Consider the following 25,842-nt stretch of genomic DNA (forward strand, 5'->3'; position numbering starts at 1 on the left):
CCCATGCGAATAGACCGTTTGACCAGCAAGCTGCAATTAGCATTATCCGATTCCCAATCCCTGGCCGTGGGTATGGACCATCCGGCCATCGAGCCTGCGCACCTGGTGCAGGCCCTGATCGATCAGCAGGGCGGTTCGATCAAGCCGTTGCTGATGCAGGTCGGCTTTGACGTCAACAGCCTGCGCAAGGCGTTGAGCAAAGAGCTCGACCAGCTGCCGAAAATCCAGAACCCGACCGGCGACGTCAACATGTCCCAGGACCTGGCGCGTCTGCTCAACCAGGCCGACCGCCTGGCCCAGCAGAAGGGCGACCAGTTCATCTCCAGCGAGCTTGTGCTGCTGGCGGCCATGGACGAGAACAGCAAGCTTGGCAAGTTGCTGCTCAGCCAGGGCGTGAGCAAAAAGGCCCTGGAAAATGCCATCAGCAACCTGCGCGGCGGCGAGGCGGTCAATGACCCCAACGCCGAAGAGTCGCGCCAGGCCCTGGACAAATACACCGTCGACCTGACCAAGCGCGCCGAAGACGGCAAGCTTGACCCGGTGATCGGCCGTGACGATGAAATCCGCCGGACCATCCAGGTGCTGCAACGCCGGACCAAGAACAACCCGGTGCTGATCGGTGAGCCTGGCGTCGGTAAGACCGCCATCGCCGAAGGCCTGGCCCAGCGCATCATTAATGGTGAAGTGCCGGACGGCCTTAAAGGCAAGCGCCTGCTGTCGCTGGACATGGGCGCGCTGATCGCCGGTGCCAAGTTCCGCGGTGAGTTCGAAGAGCGCCTCAAAGGCTTGCTCAACGAACTGTCCAAGCAGGAAGGGCAGATCATCCTGTTCATCGACGAGCTGCACACCATGGTCGGCGCCGGTAAAGGCGAAGGCTCGATGGACGCCGGCAACATGCTCAAGCCGGCCCTGGCCCGTGGTGAACTGCACTGCGTCGGCGCCACTACGCTGAACGAGTACCGCCAGTACATTGAAAAAGACGCAGCGCTTGAGCGGCGTTTCCAGAAGGTGCTGGTAGAAGAGCCGAGCGAAGAAGACACCATCGCCATCCTGCGTGGCCTCAAAGAACGTTACGAGGTGCACCACAAGGTGGCGATCACCGACGGCGCGATCATCGCCGCGGCCAAGCTCAGCCATCGCTACATCACTGACCGGCAGCTGCCGGACAAGGCCATCGACTTGATCGACGAAGCGGCCAGTCGCATCCGCATGGAGATCGACTCCAAGCCGGAAGTGCTCGACCGCCTGGAGCGCCGCCTGATTCAACTGAAGGTTGAGTCCCAGGCGCTGAAGAAAGAGGACGACGAGGCCGCGCTTAAACGCCTGGAGAAACTCACCGAAGAGATCGCCCGGCTCGAGCGCGAGTACGCTGACCTGGAAGAGATCTGGACTTCGGAAAAAGCCGAAGTACAGGGCTCGGCGCAGATCCAGCAGAAAATCGAGCAATCGCGTCAGGAGCTCGAAGCGGCCCGGCGCAAGGGCGACCTCAGCCGTATGGCCGAGCTGCAGTACGGGGTGATCCCGGACCTGGAGCGCAGCCTGCAGATGGTCGACCAGCACGGCAAGGCGGAAAACCAGCTGCTGCGTAACAAGGTGACTGAAGAAGAGATCGCCGAAGTCGTGTCGAAGTGGACCGGCATCCCGGTGTCGAAGATGCTCGAAGGCGAGCGGGAAAAACTGCTGAAGATGGAAAGCCTGCTGCACGAGCGGGTGATCGGCCAGGAAGAAGCCGTGGTGGCAGTGTCCAACGCCGTGCGCCGTTCGCGTGCCGGCCTTTCGGACCCGAACCGCCCGAGCGGCTCGTTCCTGTTCCTCGGCCCGACCGGTGTCGGTAAAACCGAGCTGTGCAAGGCGCTGGCGGAATTTCTCTTCGACACTGAAGAGGCCATGGTGCGCATCGACATGTCCGAGTTCATGGAGAAACACTCCGTGGCTCGCCTGATCGGTGCTCCACCAGGCTACGTAGGGTATGAAGAGGGCGGCTACCTGACCGAAGCCGTGCGGCGCAAACCTTATGCGGTGGTGCTGCTGGACGAGGTCGAGAAGGCCCACCCGGATGTGTTCAACGTGTTGCTGCAGGTGCTGGAAGACGGTCGCCTGACTGACAGCCACGGGCGGACGGTGGATTTCCGCAATACCGTGATCGTCATGACCTCCAACCTGGGCTCTTCGCAGATCCAGGAGCTGGTGGGTGATCGTGAAGCGCAGCGTGCGGCGGTGATGGATGCCGTGGGTTCGCACTTCCGGCCGGAGTTCATCAACCGGATCGACGAAGTGGTGGTGTTCGAACCGCTGGGTCGCGAGCAGATTGCCGGCATCACCCAGATCCAGCTCGGCCGCCTGCGCAGCCGTCTGGCCGAACGTGAGCTGAGCCTTGAGCTGAGCCCCGAGGCGCTGGATAAACTGATCGCCGTCGGTTACGACCCGGTCTATGGCGCACGGCCGCTGAAACGGGCGATCCAGCGCTGGATCGAGAACCCGTTGGCGCAGCTGATCCTGTCGGGCCAGTTCCTGCCAGGCAGCGCCATCACGGCGAAGGTCGAGGGCGAAGAGATCGTCTTCGCCTGAGTTTTCGGCGGGTTACGCTAAGGCCTCGAATTTCGAGGCCTTTTTTCTTTGCATTTTTTCTCGAGTGCTTGTAAAGTGCGCCCCGCTGTATGTCGCCCCGCAGCTTCCCGGCAAAATTGGGAATCTGAAAAAAAGTTGCAAATCAGTAAGTTGAATGCAAATTAGGGGTTGACAAGGGTTTTGAAGGTTGTAGAATAGCGCGCCTCAGAGACATGAACGCAGCGATGCACAAGGTCGAAGAGTTCGAAGCGGTAGTGATACAGCACTCGAAATTGCAGCACTGTTGTAATTGAAATTGATAGTTCCGCGATAGCTCAGTCGGTAGAGCAAATGACTGTTAATCATTGGGTCCCAGGTTCGAGTCCTGGTCGCGGAGCCAAATTTCAAGCCGGGGTATAGCGCAGTCCGGTAGCGCGCCTGCTTTGGGAGCAGGATGTCAGGAGTTCGAATCCCCTTACCCCGACCATCTTAGGGTCGTTAGCTCAGTTGGTAGAGCAGTTGGCTTTTAACCAATTGGTCGTAGGTTCGAATCCTACACGACCCACCATTTTTGAATCCGGTACGCTGGGTTCAAATCTTAAAAGGTTGGTTTGCCATTAGCAGCCAGCCATAAAAAAAGGCACCTTAATCGGAGCCTTTTTTTTTACCGGGGTATAGCGCAGTCCGGTAGCGCGCCTGCTTTGGGAGCAGGATGTCAGGAGTTCGAATCCCCTTACCCCGACCATCTTCAGAAAGAAGGGCACCTTGCAAAAGGTGCCCTTTTTTCGTTTCTGCGCCCTGGCTGATACTATCCGGTTATTTCCTGCAAAGGAGTTGCGCCGTGCCCCTGAAAACCTCCGTGTACATCGCCACCAGCCTCGATGGCTTCATCGCCCGTGAGAGCGGTGAGCTGGACTGGCTGATGGTTGCCACCAGCTCCAGTGACGATCACGGCTATGCGGCGTACATGGCCACCATCGACACTCTGGTCATGGGCCGCAACACCTTCGAGAAGGTCCTGACCTTTGGCGAGTGGCCGTATCCGCACAAGCGCGTGGTGGTGCTGAGCAGCACCTTGCAGCAGGCCGATATGCAGCATGGCGTTGAAGTGCACCCGGGGCCGGTCGCCGACCTGGTCGAGCACCTGAATGAAACAGGCGCCAAGGGCCTGTACCTCGATGGCGGGCAGGTGATTCAGAGCTTTTTGCGCGAAGGCCGGCTGGATGAACTGACCATCACCCGCATACCGGTGTTGCTGGGCAGCGGCATCCCGCTGTTCGGGGCCCTGGCGAAGGACGTGACGCTGCAGCATATGCGCAGCACCACCTTTGAAAGCGGCTTTGTGCAGAGTACTTATCGGGTACTGAAATAAACAATGCCGACGCCATCGCGGGTCAAGTCGGGTCGCCGCACCGCCGCTCCCACAGAAACACCGCCATACCTGTGGGAGCGGCGGTGCGACGCCTCGACTTGACCCGCGATGAGGCCCTCAAAGCCAATACAAAATCAGTGCAGCTTCAACCGCGGCTCAGTCCCGCGACCAATCCGGCTGCCGAGCATCAGCATCAGCGTACGGAAAGTCCCATACAGCGCCATCTGGTGCATGCGATACAGCGACACATAGAACATCCGCGCCAACCAGCCCTCGAGCATCACGCTACCGGTCAGGTTGCCCATCAGGTTACCCACCGCCGAGAAGCGCGACAGCGACACCAGCGAGCCGTAATCCCGGTACGCATAAGTCGGCAACGGCTTGCCTTCCAGGCGCGCCTTGAGCCCCTTGGCCAGCAACGACGCCTGCTGATGCGCAGCCTGTGCCCGTGGCGGCACGTTACGGTCGCTACCCGGTTGCGGGCAGGCAGCACAGTCGCCAAAGGCGAAAATGTTGTCGTCCAGAGTAGTCTGCAGGGTAGGGCGTACCACTAGCTGGTTGATGCGGTTGGTTTCCAGGCCGTCGATGTCTTTGAGGAACCCCGGCGCCCGAATACCCGCCGCCCACACCTTGAGGCTGGCCTGAATCACCTCGCCATTGCTGGTGCGCAGCTCATCGGCCGTCACTTCACTGACCGCCGCGTTGGTCATCACCGTTACCCCGAGTTTTTCCAGGGTCTTGTGCACCGGCACGCTGATGCGCTCCGGCAGGGCTGGCAGCACCCGCGGGCCGGCTTCGATCAGGGTGATGTGCATGTCTTTTGGCTGGATACGATCCAGGCCATACGCCGCCAGCTCGTGGGCCGCGTGATGCAGCTCGGCGGCAAGCTCGACACCGGTGGCACCGGCACCAACGATGGCCACGCTGATTTTTTCATGGGCCTGATCACCTGCGTGGGCACGCAGGTAATGGTTGAGCAGTTGCTGGTGGAAACGCTCGGCCTGCTTGCGGGTGTCGAGGAACAGGCAATGCTGCGCCGCGCCCAGGGTGCCGAAGTCGTTGGTGTTGCTGCCCACCGCGATCACCAGGGTGTCATAGCCCAGGGTGCGCGCAGGCAGCAGCTCGCGACCGTCCTCATCGAGGGTCGCGGCCAGCTGGATCTGCTTGGTTTCGCGGTCCAGGCCGCTCATGCGCCCGAGCTGGAACTGAAAGTGATTCCACTTGGCCTGGGCCACGTAGTTCAGTTCGTCTTCGGAAGAGTTGAGCGAGCCGGCCGCCACTTCGTGCAGCAGCGGCTTCCAGATGTGCGTCAGGTTGGCGTCGACCAGGGTGATGCTGGCGCTACCCTTTTTGCCCAGGGTCTTACCCAGGCGGGTCGCCAGTTCCAGGCCGCCGGCGCCGCCGCCGACAATCACTATACGGTGAGTCATGGAGATATCTCATAAGGTTTACGGAATTCGGGTCTTGAGTGGTAGGCCGCACGGGGCGGGCGTTGTGGGCGAGCGCAAGGCAGCTCATAGCACCAGTTGACTCAAGAGGCGGCTCAACAAGCCGAGCGCAACCGTTACGGCCACCACCAGCACAAGGAGCAGCCAGGGCCGGAAAGGCTTGCGCTCGACTTGGTGCTGAGGGGCTTGCAGGTATTCATCGACACGACGCTGGTCATCGGGATTCAGGCGGCTGGTCATGAGGGCCTCGTCAGATAGACGCTTGTGACTGTGGGAAAGCTACAGTGTTCACTGTAGTTGCTCGAAGGTCGCCCATCTTTCAGTCACTTGGCTGTCTTTATAACGAATGATTGCGCTTTGTATCACCGGCGCAGAATTTATGCCATCGGGCTTTGGCAGGGGGCCAGCTCAGAGGCTGATTCCGACATCAAAAACGATGCTGCGGCCCAGATTGCCACGCAAGAAGTCCGGTGCATCGGGGTGGGCAAACAACACCCGGGCGAAGGTCGGGCCCACCAGCGACAACGAGCGCCAGCCCTGGCGCAGGTATTCGGTGGGTGGCGGGAAGTGGCTATTGAGGTCGAGCACTTCGCGCTTGAGGCTGGCGAAGGCAATGATGTCCAGCTCGCTCAGGTCGAGGCCGCGCTCCTGATAGTTGTGCGATTTTTTCCGCAGGGTAGGCGCCAGGCGCTGCAGCAGCTCCTGGGCGCTGATCCGCCGTGGCCGGGCTTCGCGGCGCACCAGCTGGCTCAAGGAGAAAGCACTGCGCCGGCGCTGCAGCTCTTCGCGCCACTCGTCGTTCAGGCGCCGGCCCTCATCGAGGACAAAAAACACCTCGAAGGCGGCATCGCGAAACAGCACGTCAGGCGGCTCTTGCCCGGCGGCAGCAAAATCTTCGCTGCGGTAAGGAATATTCAGGCCTTGCAGCAGGCGCTGGCAGACCCAACGCTCACGTTCCCATTTACGGGCATTGGATAGAAACGCATTGGCTTGTTCGGCCTGAATGGTGAGCAGGCGCAAGTAGTCTGAGTCGTCCATGGGCACAAGCTTAGCGTTCAATTGAGCTTTGCAGGAAATGTCTGCAAGCCATTGCTGCAACGCCGGGCCAGCGCCTAGACTGCGCACCCGTTGTGGGCTCAGTGAATATCAGGGAAGAAACATGAGCGTAGTGAAGATGGGCGGCATATTCGGTTCCGGCACGGTGGTTTGTGCCCTGGTGGTGTACGGCGTGGGCTTTTTGTTCTGGACGCCTACCGTGCCCTACGACACCCCGGATGGCCGCTATATAGTGCTCAAGGAGGGCGATTCAGCGCCCTACAGCGTCAAACTCATCGACCATCGCGGCGCAGAAGATGAAATCGTGCGCAGCTACGCCGAGTTCAACCCCAAGGTGCTCAGCGTCATGCCCGGCGATTACCGCTTGCGTCTGACCCTGAACGAGTTCGCTTGCTACGGCGCCTGGGCCGATGTGCAGGTGTCGGCGACCACCGTCAGCGTGGTCGAGCTGCAGCGCAACCCGAGTTGCCAGCCAGCAGACTGGCTGGTTGAAGGCGCAGTGTTCCGCCTGTTCGAGGCACCCAAAGCACCGGCGGAGGCTGATCAAGCCAGCCCCGAGGTGTAGACTGCCCCCAGGTCTATTGCCTTACTCGCACAAGGGTTATTTGCCGTGATCAGTGCCGCCGTACTTTCCAGCCAGACCCTGACCATCGCCTGGGTCGCCTACGTACCCGTGCTGATCTGGGCGGTGGCGCGTACCCGCTGGCTGGAACTGTTCGCTGACAGCCGGCGCCAGCACTTGCTGTTTGGCACGGTGTTCGCCTTGTTTGCCCTGTGGCTGGTGCGCCGCGACTTCGACACCGGGGTGTCGTATCACTTTATCGGCATGACCGCCGTCACCCTGCTGCTGGACTGGCCGCTGGCGATTGTCGGTGGCTTGCTGGCGCAGCTCGGCCTGCTGGCGCTGGGGCGTCAGGACCTGGCGGCGATGGGGGTCAATGGCCTGCTGCTGATCGGCCTGCCGGTGCTGGTTACCGAGGTGTGCGCGATCCTGGTGGAGCGAGCCCAGCCGCGCAACCTGTTCGTCTATATCTTCTGTTCAGGCTTTTTTGCCGCGGCGCTGTCGGCACTCTTGTGCCTGCTCGGTGGGCTGGGGTTGCTGTGGATGGACGGGCGGTTCGTCATGCCGGAGTGGATCGAGGACTTTATCGGCTACCTGTGGCTGATCATCTTCCCCGAAGCCTTCATCAACGGCATGGTGGTCAGCGCCCTGGTGGTGTTCTGCCCGGAGTGGCTGGAGACCTTCAACCGGACCCGCTACCTGCAGGCCCCGTGGAAGGATGACGACCCCGAGCGCTGAGGCCTCAGTGACGCGGGTCGAGCTCGCCGGAGAACAGCTCGTCTTCGGCATCCGGAGCGACCGGAATCTTGTGCTCTTCCGAGGCCCAGGCACCCAGGTCGATCAGCTTGCAGCGGTCGGAACAGAACGGCCTAAACGCGCTGGCCGCGCTCCATTCCACAGGGGCGCCACAGGTCGGGCAATCTACGGTCGTTGGTTGGCTCATGCTTGGCCTCCTCGCAAAGTCAGGTAAAAGTGGTGCAGGCGGTCGACCTCCGAATGCAGCCAGGCCAGGTCGCGGTCGTTGACGATCACGTCGTGGGCGTGGCTAAGGCGTTGTTCACGGCTGGCCTGGGCCTTGAGGATGGCCTGCACCTGCTCAGTGCTGGTCTGGTCGCGCAGCAGGGTGCGTTGCACCTGCAGTGCCTGCGGCGCATCGATCACCAGCAGGCGGTCGGTGCGTTTGTACTGGCCAGACTCGACCATCAACGGCGAAACAAACACCGCATAGGGCGACTCGGCCTTGGCCAGGTAGCTGAAGATCTCCTGGCCGATCAAGGGATGCAGCAGCGCTTCGAGCCACAGCCGTTGCTGCGGGTCGGCGAAGATCAGCTCGCGCAGGGCCGCGCGGTTGAGCTGGCCGTCTTCGAGCAGCACCCCCGGGCCGAAACGCTCGACGATACTCGCCAGCGCCGGGCGGCCCGGCTCGACCACCCAGCGCGCGGCCTGGTCGGCGTCGACCAGGTGCACACCCAGCTCGACAAAGCGCTGCGCGGCGGCGCTCTTGCCACTGCCGATGCCGCCGGTAAGGCCGAGAATCCAGGGGGTGAAAGCAGCGGTGGTCATCAGAATCCGGAATATTTCAGATAGGAAGTGGTTATTTGACCACCCCAGAGCAGCGCGATCCAGCCCGCAATGGCCAGATAGGGACCAAAGGGGATCGGCGTGCTCGCCTGCTTGCGCTGCAGGCGCAGCATAACCAGGCCGATCACCGCCCCCAGCAGCGACGACAACAGCAAGGTCAGCGGCAAAATCTGCCAGCCGCCCCAGGCGCCGAGCATGGCCAGCAACTTGAAATCGCCATAGCCCATGCCCTCTTTGCCGGTGACCAGCTTGAACACCCAGAACACCGACCACAGGCTCAGGTAACCGGCCACCGTGCCCCACAAGGCATCCTCCAGCGGGACGAACAGTTCAAAGGCATTGGCGATCAGCCCCAGCCACAACAACGGCAGCACCAGGGCATCGGGCAGCAGATGGTGCTCGATATCGATCAAGCTCATGGCCAGCAGGCCCCAACTCAGCACCATCAACGCCAGGGCCGCGACGGTAAAACCCAGATGCCAGGCGGCAAACAGCGTCAGCGCCCCGCAGGCAATTTCCACCAGCGGGTAGCGCGGGCTGATGCGCGCCTGGCAAGCGGAACAGCGCCCGCGCAAGGCCAGGTAACTCACCACCGGTATGTTTTCCCACGGGCGAATGCGGTGGGCGCAATGCGGGCATTGCGAGGGCGGTAAAAACAGGTCGAAGCGCGGCGCTTGTGCCTCGCTGGGCAACGCCAGTACCTCACGGGCCTCGGCCTGCCATTGGCGTTCGAGCATGATCGGCAGGCGATGCACCAGCACATTGAGAAAGCTGCCGACAATCAGCCCGAGCAACAGGGCGAAGCTCAGGTACATCAGTGGCTGGCTGGCCAGGGTGTTCAACAGGTTCATGGTCAGATCACATTGCCCAGCTGGAAGATTGGCAGGTACATGGCGATCACCAGGCTGCCCACCAGCAACCCCAGGATCAGCACGATCAACGGCTCAATCAGGGCCGTGAGGGTGTCGAGCAGGTGGTCGATGGCCTGTTCATAGTGGCTGGCGATCCTGGCGAGCATATCGTCCAGCGTGCCGGCTGTCTCGCCAATGGCGCACATCTGCACCACCAGCGCCGGGAACAGCCCGCTGGTACGCAACGCCACGTTCAAGGCCAGGCCACTGGCAAGGTCGTCGCGCACCTTGTGCACCGCCTGCTCATACAACGGATTGCCGCAGGCCCCGGCAACCGGCCCCAGCGCCTCCACCAGCGGCACCCCGGCGGCAAACGAGGTCGACAGGGTGCGGGCAAAGCGGGCGAGGGCGGCATGCCGGAGCAGGCTGCCAAGCACCGGCAAGCGCAGCGCCACGCGCACCAGCCACAAACGCACCCCAGGCTTGTGCCGATAAGCCCAAACCAGCGCACTACAAGCGCCGCCAAACGTTATCAACAGCCACCCAAGGTGCGCGCCCAACCACTGCGACAAGCCAATCACCTGTTGAGTAAAGGCCGGCAGCTCGGCACCAAAACCGCCGAACAACGACTGAAAGCGCGGCACCACCTCCAGCAATAACAACGCCGACACCCCAAAGCCCACCAGCAACACCAGCAGAGGATAGGTCATGGCCTTTTTCAGCCGCATGCGCAGGGCCTGGCGTTGCTCCTGCAGCGCCGCCACCTGGGCCAGCACCGTCTCCAGGCTGCCGGACTGCTCACCGGCGTCCACCAGGTTGCAGTACAGCCGATCGAAGTACTGCGGGTGGCTGCGCAGGGCAGTGGCCAGGCTGCTGCCGGCGGCGATATCGGCCTTGATCGCCCCCAGCAGGCTGGCCAGCGCCGGGTTAGTGCTGCTCTGGGCCACTACATCCAGCGCCTGCAACAGCGCCACCCCGGCCTTGACCAGGGTGGCCAGCTGGCGGCTGAACTGGCTCAACGCCTTGCCATCCAGTGGCCGCCGCCATTGCCACAACGGCGGGCGCACACTGGCGATACGCCCCGGGCGAATCCCGCGCTGGCGCAACTGCGCCCTGATCAACGCCGGGCTGCGCGCCGCACTCTGGCCGCTGATCAAGGCACCCTGGGCGTTGGTGCCTTGCCAGCTGTACATCCGGTTGCTTTCGGTCATCGCCACATCCTTGTTGCGCTGCCTTGCACAAGCCTGGTAACAGCTCCAGGCCCCGAGTGGCGAGCAGGGTTGCCCGCCGCCCACTAGAGTAGTCGAGCCAGAGCGACCGAATGACCGTCACAGGGTGACAAAAGGTGTCTGTTCGGGCCTACTGGCGCGCCTGCTGGCGCCGCACCACTGCGGCCGGCATGAACTGATTTTGTGAGGGAGAGTGTCCATGAAAGGGCAACGCGGTATTACCTTGATCGAACTGATGATCGTGGTGGCGATCATCGGCATTCTGGCGACCATCGCCTTACCGATTTACACCAACAGCCAGGTACGCACCAAAGCCACGGCGGCCCTGGTAGAAATTTCTGCGCTCAAGACCGCCTTCGACCTGCGCCTGAACGAAGGCAAAGACATCGCCAACGTCGCCGCCCTGGGCGGCCAGGAGCGCACCGCCCACTGCGCCATTGCCGCCAGCGGCACCGCGGCCACGGGCGTGGGCAGCATCGTCTGCACCCTGATCGACGCCCCGGCCATCGCCACCGACAAAACCATCACCCTGACCCGCGCCGCAAGCGGCTGGGCCTGCACCAGCACCCTCAACGAAGACCTCGCCCCGGCAGGCTGCAAAGCCCTCTGAAACAGACGCAATTGCTGTTAATAAACAGTGATTTGCGTAAGCGATCCGGCAGTGGTAGCGTTATCGCCACGCCGGTGTAGCTCAGTCGGTAGAGCAGCGCACTCGTAACGCGAAGGTCGCAGGTTCGATTCCTGTCTCCGGCACCACATCCAGCTCCACTGCATTCCGCTGAATGCTTTGGAAGCCCTCTAAAACGGCCTTTTGGCCGTTTTTTTGTTTCCACGACCCTCCGTCGGGAACCAATAAAATCCCCAATAACCGGGGGTATTTTTGGGGTACAGCGTCTTTCCTGAATGGAGAACGTACCCCTATGCCACGTCTAGCCATTCCGCTCAGCGACCTGAAATGTCGCACGGCGAAACCGCGTGATCGCGCCTACAAACTGTTCGACGGCGGGGGTATGTATCTTTACGTCACGCCCTGTGGCTCGAAGACTTGGCGGCTGCGGTATTTCAAACCCAACGGCAAGGAAGGCACGCTGATCATAGGCAAGTACCCCATCGTTTCGTTGGCCGTCGCGAGGACCAAGCGTGATGAGGCCAAGGCTCTGTTGCTCGATAACCTTGATCCGATGGAAGAAAAGCAGAAGGCTAAGATCGCTGCCCAGCGGGCGAGTCTTCTCTTTGAAACCGTTGCCCTGGAGTGGCACGTCGAAATGTCCCGGCGCTGGACCGAGGGCCACGCCAAGACGGTGCTGAGCAGGTTGCGCACCCATGTCTTTCCACTGATTGGCCAGCGGCCTATCGCTGAACTCGACACCCACGATCTGCTTGAGGTCACTCAGCGGATCAAGGATCGCGGCACCATGGATGTAGCGCTGCGTGTGCAGAACTATCTATCCACGATCATGCGGGGTGCGAAGCGGGCGCGACAGATCACTCAGAATCCGGCGCTCGATCTGGCGGGTTCGATTCAAGCGCCACGTACCGTGCACCGTCCTGCGCTCTCGCTGAACCGCCTTCCTGAACTGTTGGATCGGATCGACAACTACACCGGTCGCGAGCTGACCCGGCTCGCAGTGCTGCTGACGCTGCATGTGTTCGTGCGCTCCAGCGAACTGCGCTTTGCGCGGTGGGATGAATTCGACCTGCAACGGGCGATGTGGGAAATCCCCGATACCCGTAGGCCGATTGAAGGCGTCCGCTATTCCACGCGCGGGACCAAGATGAGTGGGGACATTCAGATAGTGCCGCTGTCGCCTCAAGTCATCGAGATCCTTGAGCGGCTACGCAGCTTGAATCGCTTCTCTGAACTGGTTTTGCCCGGTGACCACAGGTATTGGAAACCCTTGTCGGAGAATACGGTTAACCAGGTGCTGCGCAATATGGGCTACGACACCACCAAGGACGTGTGCGGGCATGGTTTCAGGACCATGGCTTGTAGTGCCTTGCTCGAATCAGGGCTATGGACGGACGCGGCGATTGAGCGGCAGATGAGCCATCAGGAGCGTAACCGCGTGCGCGCCGCGTATATCCACAAGGCCCAGTTTCTGGAGCAGCGTCGGTTGATCATGGCGTGGTGGAGCAATTATATCGATGCCAACAGATCGGGGCATGTGACCCCGCATGAGTTTGCCCACCCGGTAGGCGATAACGTCACCGCCTTGCCAAATGGCCATGGCGCATTCAATCGCGGGTGAGCCTGCAAGATCGGCGCTGGCTGCTCTTTCACACGGGTCCATCCAAACAGGGCTGCAAAGCCGCCCTGTTTGGATGGACCTCACTTTGAAGAGCTAAAAGCCACTACGTTGTCCGGGGTTTACCACGGAATTCCACCGATGGATGACCGCTTTTCAGGTCCCCAAGAACGCTGAGTTTCGGCCCTTGACCGGGTTTATCCACAGGCGTAGAACTGGCCATGCAAGCGCTGTCGATGACAGCACCCCAGGTGACCCGAACCTTCAAGGTCACGCCGCTCCCGCGGTGGTTCTCCCCAAGGGCGATTCGCATCCGGCAGCTCGCCCGGTCACCTTCCCGGTGATGGATGCTATCTAATCTCATGGCCCTCGTGCGCCAGCTACACCGTACTGTGCTGCCCTGCAGCAACCTATCCGCTTGGCCGACTATTGCGCCAACCTGTGCCCGTCTCTTTCTCTGGAAAGAGACGGGCGCTTCTAACACTGCTGCAGCCCCCATCGCACTTGGCTTTGCGACAACTCTCCTCGTGACAATCGGCGTGACAAACGCCGATGTCACCAGCAACAGCCATGTAGATGATGGTGCCGCAGACCAGGGAATGGACTGCACCTGACTGACAGTCAGGTATTCCCCGGTCATCGCATTGCTGCTTGCACCTGGCTCAGGATCTCGCGGCACTGGTCTCGTCAGCCAATGCAGCCTCCACCCGCCCACCGGTAACGGTGCTCAGGAGGCCAGATCATGAGATGCCCTTGCTCCCGGACGTAAGGAGCCGCCAGTTCCGCGTAGTGGACATTCCCCACAGGTCGCAGGGGCCTTGATCCCTGATAACACTCAGCATTCTTGGCGGGATGACGTGGGGCGAGGATCGAAGAGCGGGACGATGAGGTGACCGACATGGCATTGGTGGGTAGACGCGATGGCCGTAATTTCGGCTACGGCAGGCAATTGAGCTACGCAGGTCCGCAGGCGCTCAAAGACATGTTCGGCGGCGGTCACTACGGCACGGTGAGGGCACACTGTAATCGGTGGCAGGCATTCGTGAAGTGGTGCCGCTCCGAACTAGGGCCCGGTATCAATGATGCGCGGCTGATTGATCGGGAGGTGCTGGCCGACTATGCGGCGTATCTGTGCGACATGGTTAGGCGCGGTGATCTCGCTGTCAGCACCGCACAAAATCGGCTCTCCAGCGTTAACAGGGCCATGGCGGCGCTTCGCGGTGATCAGTACGTGAAGTTGCCAAGCCCGAGCAAGGCATTGGGTATGCAGCGCAGCGGGGTACGTCAGTCGGTGCCGCAGGGCCAAGACCGCGAAGAGGTTAATCAGATCGTCGATGCGCTTTGCAGCCTTGACCAGGGACGGGTCGCAGCGATCATCCTGCTGGCGCGAGCCACCGGCATGCGCTTGCGTGAGGCAATCTTGGCTGACCTGCCACGGCTAAGCCGCGAGGCTAAAGAGCTAGGCAGGATTAACATTCAGGATGGCACCAAAGGTGGCCGCGCCGGCGCCTCGGCACCACGCTGGATTTTGGTGGACGACCATGTCCGAGGTGCACTTGGGTTTGCGCGGCAGGTTTCGCCTACGGGTAGCCGCAACCTAATTGCGCCAGACGAAAACTACCTCAATGTTCTGCAGGAAATCAGCCGCTCTGCACGGGACACCCTGCATGCACACAACCTCAAAGGCTTCCATGAGCTACGAGCGGCGTATGCATGTGAGCGCTATGAGCACATCACCCTGCACCGTGCGCCTATTAACGGTGGCCAATGTTGCCAGGTAGACAGGCATCTTGATCGTGAGGCCCGGAGGCGAATCAGCTATGAGCTGGGGCACGGTCGGATCGATGTGGTCGCCACCTACATTGGAGGGCGCACATGAGTAAGCCATTCGATATGGAATTGTTCTTGGCTGGCGTGTTGACCGGATCGCACGTCACGAGGCAACGTCATTTGCGGCAGGCGAAAATCATCCAAGCCGAAATCACTGAACGCTGGCAGCGAGAGACGCCTTGGTCTTGGCAGAGGAAGCATGTGGCTTGGTTTCTTGAGCATCGCCTAGATCGACGCAGCGAGGCAACTCGGTATTACTATTTGCTGACTGTACGGCTGCTCTCTCGCCGGCTACAGAAAAGATGGGTGTTCAACCTTTAGCAAGGATTTCATGTAGATAGTTGAGATTGACAGCAAGTGAGCAGAAGGTTGAGAACTCAAAGTGCAAATGAGAATTTATATCATGAGCAGGTGGGGCGGGATGGAACCAATACCAAACGAAATTGACGCATTCCGCCTCAGGAAACCGATGGGCGCTTTTATTTTTCCTTCTACGCTCTAGGCATAGGTCAAGGATGGGTGGGGATTCCACAGCTAGCCCCTAGCCTCCATAGGTATGGATAGGCGCTGAGAGACTGATGGCATTTTGCCGATGAGCCATCGCAAAGCTTAGCTGAAAATGTTAGTAATTTAGGCGTTCAAGCTGGCCACAGAGAAGGGAGAGCGAATGTCTGCAGTATTTGTTCATGTGTCCGACATCCACTTCGGCCAAGAAAAGGATGACCGTGTCCAGATTCATGGCGATGTAAAGCAGCAATTGATCCTAGATGCCAAAGAAGTAGTCTCAAAAATTCCAGGTGGTGCCGCTCATGGAATTTTGGTGACTGGTGACATTGCTCAGTCTGGTGTGAAGGCCGAGTACGATGAAGCCGCGAAATGGCTGGATGAGCTGGCAGGTAGCATAGGGGTAGGGATCGACTGCGTACAGATGGTGCCGGGCAACCATGATCTTGATAGGTCAAAGCTTACTGCGGGCGTTAGATTGATTCTGGATCGGATTAGGGACGGGGGAGCCGCAGAGTTTGGGGAGTTCCTAAATGACGCGTCGATTCGGGAAGCGCTCTTCGCTCGATTCAAGGATTATGGGAGCTTCAGCTTCGGCTACAACTGTCCGCTCAATAACGATGGAGTTTATGCTTCTGAGATGGTGGTCACTCTCGCACCTGGACGTGCGATCCGCTTCATCAGGCTCAACTCATCCCTGCTATGCCATGGCAAAGAGAGAGATGAGCATCCTGAGTTGATGATAGGTGCTAGGCAGTTCACCATACCTCGTGAGGATGGCGTAGAGAACATCATCCTCGTTCACCACCCTCTGGGTTGGTACAAAGACAGAGAGCAAGTACAAACATACGTACGAAACCGGGCACGCGTCTTCATCTCCGGCCATGAACACGACCCCAAGGTGTCGGTCGACAGTGTTGAGCCGGGCTGTGACCTGATGATGCTGGCTGCCGGCGCGACTGTCCCTTTCAAATCTAATGCGGAATACACCTTCACCTACAACGTCATTGAGTTCGACTGGGATGCAGAGACAGATAGCCTGTCGGTGACCATTCATCCTAGAGCATGGAATCCAGAGCGAACGCAGTTTGAAGCGGACGATCAACGCCTGGGTGGAGCAAATCCTAACTATCGGCTGGGATGCCCTTCGTTCCGCAAAGCAAAGCGGCCTGATGTGCCTTCGGTACAGCACACCAGTAGTATGCCTCCAGGAGAGCAAGCCTCATGCTCGGCGGGGCCGACTATTGAAATGGTTCCAATGGCATCCTCGGTCGAGGAGCTAAAGCTCATGCCACCTCCTTTAGAAGGCTATGAGGTCGTCCGCCTCCGGTTTTTCCGTGATCTGCTGGAGGGGGAGCGTTTGCGCATCCTCGTTGAGTTGGATGCAGTTCCGGAAGATCTTGATGAGCCAATGTCGCAGGGGCTAGAGCGCAAGCTATTGGAGTGGCTTGCACGAGAGGGCAAGCTGGAGCAGGTCGAGCACATGATTGATCGGTTGATTCGCGAGCGAAAGGATGGAATGCAGTAATGGAGAATTTTGCGGCTCATATGCGGGTTTGCAGCGTCAGTGTAACTGACGATGATGTGAACTCCCGGCGCTCGGCTGCGACCAGCCTTGCAAGCAGTTGGGTTAAGGAAAGGAACGTAGAAAAGATCATCTCTAGGGCATCTGATGTCGCCGGTGCACTTGGTGGTGACGGGGTTCCTCCCGAGACGCTAGGGAGTGAGGTTCAGGCAGCAATTCAGAAGAAGTCTTCCTCGTACTTACACAAGGAGCGGCCGCTAGACGTCAGTGTTTGCGCGGGTATGGCGATGGTCTCCATGCTCGGCACAAACGTTGGGTCGGGAGGGTGGTCGACCACTGATGTATATGCTGCGGCGCTTTGGTCTTCGCTGGCATTTCAACCGGCCTTGGAGGCAACTCGGAGAGAAAGCCTGCGTTGCGAGGTTCTCAAGGCCGCTGCTGACTGGAGCTCGAAGGGTGCTGAGGCAGCGAGGGAGCGAGGGGCTGTTCCTGACCCCTCCATTGCCAAAATCACCATCTCTGCCGAAAGCGAGATTACCTATAACACAGTCGAATCCATGGCCAAAACAGTTGAGGCTTTACGCCGTAACGCCGCCTTGGATAGAGAGGAGTTAGATTTCCTTTGGTGGGCGCAAGCTGGTCGTAGTCGCTTACTTAAAAGGCTACCCTCCGCGATAAATGAGCCGACACGGGTGGTCACTGCCGGTATAGAAGGCTCAAAAATGCTTCGTCGTCTTCCTTGCGAGGTGCACCGTGAGATCGTTCTCCGAACAGTGGAGGATGATCCAGAACTTGATCTAGTAGAGCTGCTAGCGGCACTTGAGGATGACAGGGAAAAACTCGGTAGCGCAGTCGATAAAAATTGGGTCGCCGATCATCCTTCCGTCTTTCCGCTTTTGCATGCATTGGTAACTGGAGAGGCGGATGTCGTCGGCGCAGCCGTTAAGCGGCGTGCATCGGAGTGGGGTGAGCGCGCACTGTTGGAGGCAGGTTTACTTAATCTAATACTGAATGGTCCGGCTAAGCTATGAGTGGATCGTGCGGATTTGAAGGGTGTACTGTTGACGAGACAGGGGTATGTGCACTTGAGCGCGATCCGGCAACGTGCTCCAACCGATCCCCAGTCCAGGTTGGTAGTCAGCCAGTGGACGACGGTCAGGGCGACTCCGAAGTCTCATCCCCACTTAGCGATCGGCTTGGCGCCGCTGTACTTGTTCAGCCCGCCCGAACTCGCTCATTCCCCTCCAGTCGTACGCTTGGGCTGGATGAGCTGAACATGATGATGGGGAAGCGATACGTTAATGTAGTGGGCATTCTGGGCGACCCAGAGTCCGGTAAGACAGCATGTCTGGCGAGCCTGTATCTGCTGATCTCGCACGCTAAATTGAACGGCTGGTGTTTTGCTGATAGCAGAAGTCTCGCAGGCTTCGAAGATATCGCACGTGGTGCAAGGGACTGGAACGAAGGTCGGGCTCCAGAGCAAATGACGGTGCATACCGAGATGGCGGATGATCGTCGCCCTGGTTTTTTGCACCTTCGGCTTGTGCGCCCCGAGGACGGGAGGCGTGTCGATCTAGCCCTACCGGACATACCTGGGGAATGGACCCAGGAACTCGTCAGCTCAGCAAGAGCGGATCGGCTGGACTTCCTGAAATCAGCGGAAGTAATTTGGGTCGTTCTCGACGGGCGTTCTCTCGCGGATATCGAGAAGCGAAACGGGCTTATTGCCCGTGTAGGACAGCTTGCCGCTCGGTTGAAAACCATGTTGGAGGGCCGCAAACCTCGTTTGGTGGTCGTAGTTACCCACCACGATGTGCATGTCCTTGATGACCAGTTGGCTCAACGTCTGAGAGCCGAGTTCATCAGACGGGATGCCGAGATTGAGATTGTAGGTGTGGCCCCGTTTTCTGATAATCCGAAAAGTGTGCCTGCAGGATTTGGTCTGGCGGAGCTAATCAATTTAACCATTGGCGCTTTACCTGATCGGCCAACCTTCTGGCGTTCGACCGAGCCTGCCGAGGGTAGTCGTGCGTATCTAAAATACAGGAGGGACTAATGAGCCGTTCAATTGTGTTGCTGGGTGGTCCTGACTCTGGGAAGACCAACTACATTGGCCCTCTATGGCAAGCGCTCGATGCTGAGGGTGGGGCGCTGCATGCTGCCGAGCAGCCTGATGATATCAATTTTGTACTCGACATCACTGCGCACATTTTTGCTGGAGAGTTCGCTCCACGTTCTGAGCATAGCGATGCACGGCGAGACTTTGAGGTGGCGGTCGCTGCGACGAAAGGTGGGCCACAAGCCAGGATCATTGTGCCGGATGTATCGGGGGAGCTTTGGCGCAACGCAGTCATTAATAGCGAGATTGATTCCGACTGGATGGAGGAGCTGGAGCGGTCAGATGGCGCTTTGCTATTCGTGAGGGTTGGTTCTGATCAAGATGTACGGCCACTCGATTGGGTAACGTCGCGTACGTTACTAGAGCGATTGGGGGATGATGGAGAGACTGCTCTCCCCACGCAGGTCATGCTCTGCGAGTTAATCCGTTTTTTAGAGCTTTCACTTGCCCGTCGTGAGGATGGTAGCCGTCCGCGGTTGTCTGTGGTCGTCACCGCCTGGGATCTGGTTGACTCTCAAAAACTCCAACAGGGCCCCTTTGTATACTTGGAGGCTGAGTATCCTCTGGTCGCAGGAAAACTGATGGATTTAGAGGGGCTTGATATCCAGATATTTGGCCTCAGTAGCTTAGGTGGCGATCTAAAAAATGACGCAGCTTACCGGAAAGAATTTCTTGAGGCAGGCCCTAATGGTAAGGGATGGGTTGTATTAAAGGATCAGGATGGGTGGAGGAGAGACTCCGATATCACTCTCCCAATTGCCTGGGCTGTGGGGCTATGAATCGGTGATTACTGCGGAAATTCAAATCCACGGCTATCGCAAGGGGCACCAACTAATCGCCTCTTCGACTGTGCTGTCCAAAGAGGATCAAGCGGTTGTTGACCGCCTCTCGGATGTAGCGGGGCCGCTTCGTCCTAAGGAAAAGTTTGCGCCTTATCTATCAGCCTATCCGTTACCGAGCGGTAGTTACTACGTCATTGCTAGGACATGGCAGGATCACACTGTTGCTAGGGCGGGCTGCGTTCGAACGATGAGCGTTCTGATTGATGTCAAAGTTTGGGCAACCGAGGCGCCACTTATACCTCTGCTTAATCTACTCAAGCTGACTGAGCTTCCTAGTGAGCAGCATGCAGTTCGGACCGACCTGAACGAGTGCACTGAAGACAGATTGCCCTCCGCCCCATCCTTCAGTGCCAGTGAGATGCTCGAAGCGCTTTTCCTCGAAGATGCGAAGCCGGTAGTAGTGTTTGACGCCCCGGATCCCGAGCTCATTGCCTTACGTCTACTTACCGCGTTATGGCCAGATATACGGCGGCGCTTTGCGCTTTCCACGTTTGCACTTTCGCCGAGAAAGATAGGTGGGCGCGACCTCGATCTTGTCTTTGCTCCGATGACCGCCAAGGCAAAATTTAGCGACTGGCCAGGCCGCCGTGTAGATGGCAGATCTCTACAAAGCGATCGGCACAGATGGACTGGGGCGATTGTGAAGCGTGTCTTTGAAGATCCTCTGCCGAGGCTATTATCAGAACGAGAAATCAGTTTGCTAGGAGACCGTGATGCGAATAGTGCCGCAGCTCTCCGTATCGCATTGCTTTGGGACGAGCTGCTGGTCAAACTGAAGCAGTCGCCTACCGCAGTTCTAGGGCTACTGGATATTGCTAACTCAGGCATGGTAAGCAACGCCGTAGCCATCAATTCCCTTCAGCCACTATTGGCCGAGGCAATTAGTCGGGCAGCCAGCACCTTATCCAATAAAGATGCATGGGACTTCGTAGGTGCGCTCACGAGAAAGATGCAAGGCCAGATAATGCCTGCTGGCAAGGCAGCAGCACAACACCTTGCTGAGCAACTTGCAGAGCGTGCACCTTTGGGCGCGGTTAGTTTTCTGCTCCAGTCAGATCATAATGGGGCTATTGTAGGCTTAATCCCGAGCATCGCAGCTGGTCTCGCAAAAGGGGCTGATCCTGTCGTCGAGCAGGCGCTTTACGACGCACCTAAGGAGATTCTCGCGGGTCTTGTGGCGCAAGATGGTGATCTTGGCCGCCGTGTTGTCAACGACGATATGCTCATTGAGCGGATGGGGAAAGCTCTAAGCAGCGTCGATCCGCAGCTGGCAGATAGGGCAGGAAAGATTCTGCTTCCATATCTTACTGATGATCGGCAATTGCCTGTTGCTAAACCGATAGTCAATAGAATGGATTCCTCGGCGTTGGCTGAGGAATTCAGCTGGTTAGGAAAGGTAAATGGGTTTAAAGCTAAGCGTCTGAACACACTGCTGGTAGACCGAGCACGTAAGGTAGGCGGGTTACCCAATATCCGTGAGGTGCTAGTTTTGTCAGAGGCTTCTGCGCAACGTAACTCGCTGATAGCACAGTCAATTGAGCCTACCAAGGCTGATGTGCTTTGGTTGTTGGGTGAAAAGCGACTGACCAGAACTACTTTCTCAAAGCTTCTCATCGGCGTGCTTGAACAGGCAAGCGAAGATCAGTTTGCGCAGCTTATTTCAGACAGCGAAATAAGCGAGTGCATTTTAACGTGCTTGCCGAAAGACTCTATTGAGATGTTGGTGCGAATTGCCATACAGGATGACCTGCCAATCAACCTTCAAGTCAAGGTTGTTTGCTCTCTGATTCCAAGGGTCAGTGAATCGCAGAAATTCGAGATCGCTAGTCGAGCATTAATGCGGTGCTTGCGCAGCCGCTTCGAAGGTGATGAAAACAAATTTCTGCTCATGTTGCTTGAGGTAATTGGCATGAGGCTTAATGCTGTCGGAGCTGTTAGTGCGGGACTTAGACGGTGGGTCGATTCAGATGTCGCAAGTCGAAATCTAATTGCTTTCAATATGGCTCCCTCTCCAGCGAGAGAGTGCATTATTGGCGCTGTAGATGAAGTCGCATTTGCCTTAAATTCACGTGATGCAATTGATCTAGATGAGATGGCTGTTGATGCATGTGCAAAAATCATGTCGGATGCAGAAAAAAAATCTCGACAAGCTCTACTGATAGCTGCTGGGGTGTTGATGCCATCGCTACTTAAGGCGCGGCACCTTCCGGTATCTCCCATAATCGCGGCCTTATTTCCTCCACTGTATAACGAGTTGGCGAGCTCCGATGATGTGCCCGAGCTTCTAAAATTTGTCCCTTTTTTCGACTGGGACCGCTGCAAAGCTGCCCGCCGTGAATTAGTTGAAGCTTTTATTTCGTCATCCTGGAGACCTGGAGATCTTGCTTTGACGGCGTATCGATGCAGTGATGTCGCTAAAATCCTGGAGTGTGTAAATAAGTCACATGGAGGGGGACGTTACCTTTCTCTGGTTGAGAGTGACTTGGGCAGGTTGGGTAAAGATGTTCGGAAAACAGTTGCGGGCATAATCTCTCAAGTTCTCTAGTGGTTTATGAATTTAAATTTGATTCTGGTGTTTCAGTTTGTGGTGGTAAACTCTTGGCTGCATTACTTTTGGGGGCGAAGAACTGAGGCCTGCTAGGTGGTTGGGGTTGGTTAGTTTGACACGACGTGGTTGTTGTTAGCGGATTTTGCACGCTATTGACCGATTTGTCCCGCTCCTCACCTAACGCTTGAAGAAGATGGTCGTGAAGTCGCTGTCTTTGTGCTGATAACTTATCGATTTAACTTTTTTGTACTGCTGTTCTTTGCTCTGATCCGTTTCGATTTAACGGCTCACTCCCGATTGATTGCCTGAACGATTACTATGTCATTAGGCTAATACGGGGGCGTCCGCCTCTATGGTGAATCGCTTCTGGGCTGATCTCACCGCAGCACAGCTTAACGAGGCTTTGGCGTTTTTTGCACAAAACCAGCGGCCAGCACTATACGAAATGCTGACTTGAAGCTGCCTTAGTTTTCAAAAGTATCGTCTGTAAGCAAGATTCGCATGTGTCTCGACCCAGTCCGCTCAGCGACACGGGGTCGACAAATCATGCAAACGCATCGAGTTCAAAACGATAAGGTGCTAGGTGAAACCAAAGACGACTCCATCAGTATTCCTACAAGCATCATTAACTTGAATGCTTAGGAGCTATGCTGCGATCGTCTTGGTCACATCGCTCGAGACGATTTACCAACCGCTCGGGTAGTCGACGTTGAGCGTAGGCTTTTTCAGATGAATCAATCAGGGGATGTGATCGGGGCTAATGGAGTTTTGAAGAAGGCCTGTGATCGAGGACCACCGACGTATGACAATACCCTCTGATGTTGAGCAAAGAACCTGCCTCATGGCAGACAACACATCGTAGCAAGCCTTAAAATAGAGAGGGGGCACCAAGAGCATTGATTACGAAGCATTTTGCCCGGGACTGGTGATGCGGCCACTGGGGTGCTCACCGATATATACCTGATGCCAGTTGCCACGTATCACTAGGCTGGCCACGTAGTAGGAAACTCGAGATGAGCAAGCAGGAAAAGGACATCCAGTGGCTGGGCGAAGAGGATGCACACCTGGGACCGGCAGCCCGGGCAGCATTGGGGATTTTATTGGAGACAAGGGATTGGGCATGGTGGCATGACCCATCCAAGACATTCGATTGTCTCAATGACGCAGCGCCTCGGTACAGGCCCTCTGTGTGGGGCGGCGATGCCAGTCTGTTGGATGCTGATCAATGGGTCGATCCGCTGCGGGCTCTAGCGCTGGCCCGAGCTTTTGAAAGTCTGAAACGCAGGCGTAATCTAACCATCAAGGTGGCCAGATCCGTGTGGAGCTGGCCTGGCGGAAGTGGGGCGGTGCACGCTGCAGTTTTGGAACTGTCCAAGTTACTAGGATCACAGCAAGTGTTCCCGGAATGGGAAAGCAGGGCGCGGCCGCGCTTTCCTGAGCAAAGGGCATCGTCGACGGGACGATGCGTGATAACCAGCCCTACTCTTGGCCGTGAAGCCTTCGGTTTAAAAGAGGATGAGGATGTTGAGTGGAGCGATAACGGCCAGGCGGTAGACATCGTCATCGCCGGTTCCGTCGAGGCAGTTCAGCAAATCAGGGCGGCGAAGTTGATCATTATCTACGGTCAGCCCGCCCAAGATGCGTTCGCCAAAGTAAGTGTGCTGCGCCGAAACTTATACGCGCAAAGTGTCGTTCACGTACAGGCGGACGGAGAACACGCTGCGGTTTGGTTGCAAGAAGTCGTCGGGCTGTGGGTCTCCCTGGGAGTTCCTCTGCGGTACGCTCTACGGGCCGCTAGCGATAATCTGGGCTTGAAGACATTGGTTCTATCGTCTACCCAGTCATTCATAGACAGCGCAAGCGGATCTTACGCTCGCTTCAAAATCCAGACAGAATACGTCGGCTATTCAGGCCGTCGTATGTTTCTCAAGGACTATGAAGTAGATGTTCCACCTGAGGTGCTTCCGCTGTCTGCGCCTCCAACCGAACGAATATTGACCGCTACCGTTGTCCAAGGCGCCCGACAGTTACAGTCATGGCCAACAAGCGGCCCAGTAGATATCAACGTGGGTATTGAGCTGAAAACACCACTGCATGCGGGCAGCCCAGCATTTCCCGAAGACCGAATTGAGTGGCAAGGAGAGAGTAAGCTTCTTCAGGTTCATATGTTTGAATTGGGGCAGAAGCCGGTTAGTAAAACGCTGCTACTGCCCAGAGTAGGAAGTTCCGAAGTTATAACCTTCAGCCATGACGTCGACGTTGATGAAATAGATGTGCGCTTTATCATTAGCGACGGGGCCCAACTTCTTCAAACAGCCCGGCTTCAAGCGCAGCGGGGGGGGACTATCAGCTTCTTTATCGAAGCGATCGTAACTCCGCTGGACCGAGAAAAAACAGGATTTGACGTTGCACTGCTTGTGAACGACAGCCTAGGAAAGCAGCCAAGCCTGACCGCTATAACCGCGGATGGAAGGGCTGTGCATATCGCGCTCGAAGAGTACGATCTGACAACAGCGAGACAGCAGTTGCTAAACGTGCTCGACGAAGCTGTGGCCAACCCGAACGCGCCACTTGCCCCGCTGATGGTCAAGTTGGCAAACCGTGGAAAGATTATAATGGATGGGTTGCGAGAAGTCATTTCCCAGCTGCCCAATAATCTAGATAGAGTGCAGTTAGTCACTCAGAGCGATGCTTTCTTTCCCATCGAATACTTGTTCGAGGGTACTTTGCCGGATTCTTCTCAGGCCCCGCTATGCGCAAAGCGAGCCGGGTGCTTGAATTCAGGTCAGGCGATTTCAGATTGTATTATTCGCGCGTCTGGCGAAGCGTTATGCCCTATGGGTTTTTTGGGCGTATCTGCAGTTATCGAGCGCCATAGTTGGCAGCTAGGGCGGGCTGCGCGAGTATGGCGGACATCAGGAGGACAGCAATTCGAGCGGCACCGAATCAAGGATTTGTCGAATATTGCATTCGCAGCCAGTAATCGGGCGGACGAATTCGAAGATAAAGACGTGTTGCCTCATGAGGTAGTAAGAATTGCAGGCATTGAGGCTGCTTTGGGAGTTAATAGCATTACAGACTGGAAGGTTTGGAAAGCCCATCTCGACGCCTCCCAACCCTCACCTGAGCTGTTACTGCTACTGGTCCACGTCGAAGATAAGGTTCTTTATGTGGGGGCGAACTCCGACCTTAACCAAGGCGCGATCGATCACAGACATATTCGCGATGCGCAGGTCGTCATTGCCATTGGTTGTTCAACCGGGCTAGGGGACGCGCGTGGCGGGAGCTTGCCAGCAATCCTCCAGAGAAACGGAGCTCGTGTAGTAATTGCGGCAATGACAACTGTGCTGGGCCGCCATGCTAACCGGGTAGCAAGAGACCTGTCAGCGGCCTTGCGCGATGCGGCTCACGCACCTACTTCCTCCTATGTAGGCAATATCATGAGTGGCATCCGCAGAAAACTGCTCGCCGATGGCTTGGCTCTTGGCTTGGCGGTAGTAGCATTTGGTGATGCAGACGTGGTGCTCGGTAAGGGATGATTAGAAGAGGCTAGAATGTTTAGAGTTCGGGCAATACAAGTTG

Annotated in this window: 21 protein-coding genes and 5 tRNA genes; 19 read left to right on the plus strand and 7 right to left on the minus strand. The window is 57.6% G+C overall.

Annotated elements, in window-relative coordinates:
• Positions 1 to 3 precede the first annotated feature (3 nt).
• From clpB to BLR26_RS07425, 6 genes are all read left to right on the plus strand, one after another.
• Positions 4 to 2,568, plus strand: coding sequence for an ATP-dependent chaperone ClpB (gene clpB, locus BLR26_RS07400; RefSeq protein ID WP_045200814.1), 2,565 nt, complete (start codon positions 4 to 6; stop codon positions 2,566 to 2,568).
• A gap of 303 nt (positions 2,569 to 2,871) precedes the next feature.
• Positions 2,872 to 2,947, plus strand: a tRNA-Asn gene (locus BLR26_RS07405).
• Between the two features lie 10 nt (positions 2,948 to 2,957).
• Positions 2,958 to 3,034, plus strand: a tRNA-Pro gene (locus tag BLR26_RS07410).
• Positions 3,035 to 3,039: 5 nt separating this feature from the next.
• Positions 3,040 to 3,115, plus strand: a tRNA-Lys gene (locus BLR26_RS07415).
• A 100-nt stretch (positions 3,116 to 3,215) separates the two neighbouring features.
• Positions 3,216 to 3,292 (plus strand) — tRNA-Pro (locus BLR26_RS07420).
• 96 nt (positions 3,293 to 3,388) lie between these two features.
• Positions 3,389 to 3,919, plus strand: coding sequence for a dihydrofolate reductase family protein (locus tag BLR26_RS07425; protein ID WP_093379425.1), 531 nt, complete (start codon positions 3,389 to 3,391; stop codon positions 3,917 to 3,919).
• 134 nt (positions 3,920 to 4,053) lie between these two features.
• On the opposite strand, the gene BLR26_RS07430 is transcribed toward BLR26_RS07425, so the two are convergent.
• From BLR26_RS07430 to BLR26_RS07440, 3 genes are all read right to left on the minus strand, one after another.
• Positions 4,054 to 5,349 (minus strand): NAD(P)/FAD-dependent oxidoreductase, encoded by a 1,296-nt coding sequence (locus BLR26_RS07430; RefSeq protein WP_045200816.1) that lies wholly within the window; start codon positions 5,347 to 5,349, stop codon positions 4,054 to 4,056.
• An 84-nt stretch (positions 5,350 to 5,433) separates the two neighbouring features.
• Positions 5,434 to 5,607, minus strand: coding sequence for a DUF3094 family protein (locus BLR26_RS07435; RefSeq protein WP_045200819.1), 174 nt, complete (start codon positions 5,605 to 5,607; stop codon positions 5,434 to 5,436).
• Positions 5,608 to 5,775: 168 nt separating this feature from the next.
• Positions 5,776 to 6,405: a DUF1780 domain-containing protein gene (locus BLR26_RS07440; RefSeq protein ID WP_010220617.1), complete on the minus strand. Its 630-nt coding sequence runs from the start codon at positions 6,403 to 6,405 to the stop codon at positions 5,776 to 5,778.
• 121 nt (positions 6,406 to 6,526) lie between these two features.
• Between BLR26_RS07440 and BLR26_RS07445 the strand changes: the two genes are divergently transcribed.
• Positions 6,527 to 6,988, plus strand: a complete 462-nt coding sequence (locus BLR26_RS07445; RefSeq protein WP_143013259.1) for a hypothetical protein — start codon at positions 6,527 to 6,529, stop codon at positions 6,986 to 6,988.
• A gap of 45 nt (positions 6,989 to 7,033) precedes the next feature.
• Positions 7,034 to 7,723, plus strand: a complete 690-nt coding sequence (locus tag BLR26_RS07450) for an energy-coupling factor ABC transporter permease (RefSeq protein WP_045200823.1) — start codon at positions 7,034 to 7,036, stop codon at positions 7,721 to 7,723.
• A 4-nt stretch (positions 7,724 to 7,727) separates the two neighbouring features.
• On the opposite strand, the gene yacG is transcribed toward BLR26_RS07450, so the two are convergent.
• From yacG to BLR26_RS07470, 4 genes are read right to left on the minus strand one after another with little or no spacing between them, the layout of a single operon-like run.
• A complete protein-coding gene (gene yacG / locus BLR26_RS07455) occupies positions 7,728 to 7,928 on the minus strand; it encodes a DNA gyrase inhibitor YacG (protein WP_045200825.1) in 201 nt (66 codons plus the stop codon).
• On the minus strand, positions 7,925 to 8,548 hold the full coding sequence (gene coaE / locus BLR26_RS07460) for a dephospho-CoA kinase (protein ID WP_045200827.1): 624 nt from the start codon (positions 8,546 to 8,548) through the stop codon (positions 7,925 to 7,927). Before coaE ends, yacG begins: the two co-directional genes overlap by 4 nt.
• Positions 8,548 to 9,417, minus strand: a complete 870-nt coding sequence (locus BLR26_RS07465; protein WP_045200829.1) for a prepilin peptidase — start codon at positions 9,415 to 9,417, stop codon at positions 8,548 to 8,550. Before BLR26_RS07465 ends, coaE begins: the two co-directional genes overlap by 1 nt.
• 2 nt (positions 9,418 to 9,419) lie before the next feature.
• On the minus strand, positions 9,420 to 10,628 hold the full coding sequence (locus BLR26_RS07470; RefSeq protein ID WP_093379435.1) for a type II secretion system F family protein: 1,209 nt from the start codon (positions 10,626 to 10,628) through the stop codon (positions 9,420 to 9,422).
• Positions 10,629 to 10,845: 217 nt separating this feature from the next.
• Between BLR26_RS07470 and BLR26_RS07475 the strand changes: the two genes are divergently transcribed.
• The 11 genes from BLR26_RS07475 (at position 10,846) to BLR26_RS07530 (ending at position 25,799) form a co-directional block, all read left to right on the plus strand.
• Positions 10,846 to 11,256, plus strand: coding sequence for a pilin (locus BLR26_RS07475; protein ID WP_093379440.1), 411 nt, complete (start codon positions 10,846 to 10,848; stop codon positions 11,254 to 11,256).
• Between the two features lie 70 nt (positions 11,257 to 11,326).
• Positions 11,327 to 11,402: transfer RNA gene (locus BLR26_RS07480), tRNA-Thr, on the plus strand.
• Positions 11,403 to 11,566: 164 nt separating this feature from the next.
• On the plus strand, positions 11,567 to 12,895 hold the full coding sequence (locus BLR26_RS07485; protein WP_093379445.1) for a tyrosine-type recombinase/integrase: 1,329 nt from the start codon (positions 11,567 to 11,569) through the stop codon (positions 12,893 to 12,895).
• 895 nt (positions 12,896 to 13,790) lie between these two features.
• A complete protein-coding gene (locus BLR26_RS07495) occupies positions 13,791 to 14,771 on the plus strand; it encodes an integrase domain-containing protein (RefSeq protein WP_093379450.1) in 981 nt (326 codons plus the stop codon).
• Positions 14,768 to 15,043: a hypothetical protein gene (locus tag BLR26_RS27430; RefSeq protein ID WP_076402532.1), complete on the plus strand. Its 276-nt coding sequence runs from the start codon at positions 14,768 to 14,770 to the stop codon at positions 15,041 to 15,043. Before BLR26_RS07495 ends, BLR26_RS27430 begins: the two co-directional genes overlap by 4 nt.
• A 346-nt stretch (positions 15,044 to 15,389) precedes the next feature.
• Positions 15,390 to 16,754 carry a metallophosphoesterase gene (locus BLR26_RS07505; protein ID WP_093379455.1) on the plus strand — a complete coding sequence of 455 codons (1,365 nt, stop codon included), beginning with the start codon at positions 15,390 to 15,392 and terminating at the stop codon, positions 16,752 to 16,754.
• Complete coding sequence (locus BLR26_RS07510) at positions 16,754 to 17,782, plus strand: GTPase-associated system all-helical protein GASH (RefSeq protein WP_093379460.1); 1,029 nt, start codon at positions 16,754 to 16,756, stop codon at positions 17,780 to 17,782. Before BLR26_RS07505 ends, BLR26_RS07510 begins: the two co-directional genes overlap by 1 nt.
• Positions 17,783 to 18,027: 245 nt before the next feature.
• A complete protein-coding gene (locus tag BLR26_RS07515; RefSeq protein ID WP_256326699.1) occupies positions 18,028 to 18,807 on the plus strand; it encodes a TRAFAC clade GTPase domain-containing protein in 780 nt (259 codons plus the stop codon).
• Entirely contained in the window at positions 18,807 to 19,649 is an 843-nt protein-coding gene (locus BLR26_RS07520) for a TRAFAC clade GTPase domain-containing protein (protein WP_076402536.1), read from the plus strand. Before BLR26_RS07515 ends, BLR26_RS07520 begins: the two co-directional genes overlap by 1 nt.
• Complete coding sequence (locus BLR26_RS07525; protein ID WP_256326700.1) at positions 19,591 to 22,257, plus strand: GAP1-N1 domain-containing protein; 2,667 nt, start codon at positions 19,591 to 19,593, stop codon at positions 22,255 to 22,257. The genes BLR26_RS07520 and BLR26_RS07525 overlap by 59 nt, the downstream gene beginning before the upstream one ends.
• 1,016 nt (positions 22,258 to 23,273) lie before the next feature.
• Positions 23,274 to 25,799, plus strand: a complete 2,526-nt coding sequence (locus BLR26_RS07530; protein WP_093379469.1) for a hypothetical protein — start codon at positions 23,274 to 23,276, stop codon at positions 25,797 to 25,799.
• Positions 25,800 to 25,842: the final 43 nt, after the last annotated feature.

This window comes from Pseudomonas sp. UC 17F4, assembly GCF_900101695.1.
GTDB lineage: Bacteria > Pseudomonadota > Gammaproteobacteria > Pseudomonadales > Pseudomonadaceae > Aquipseudomonas.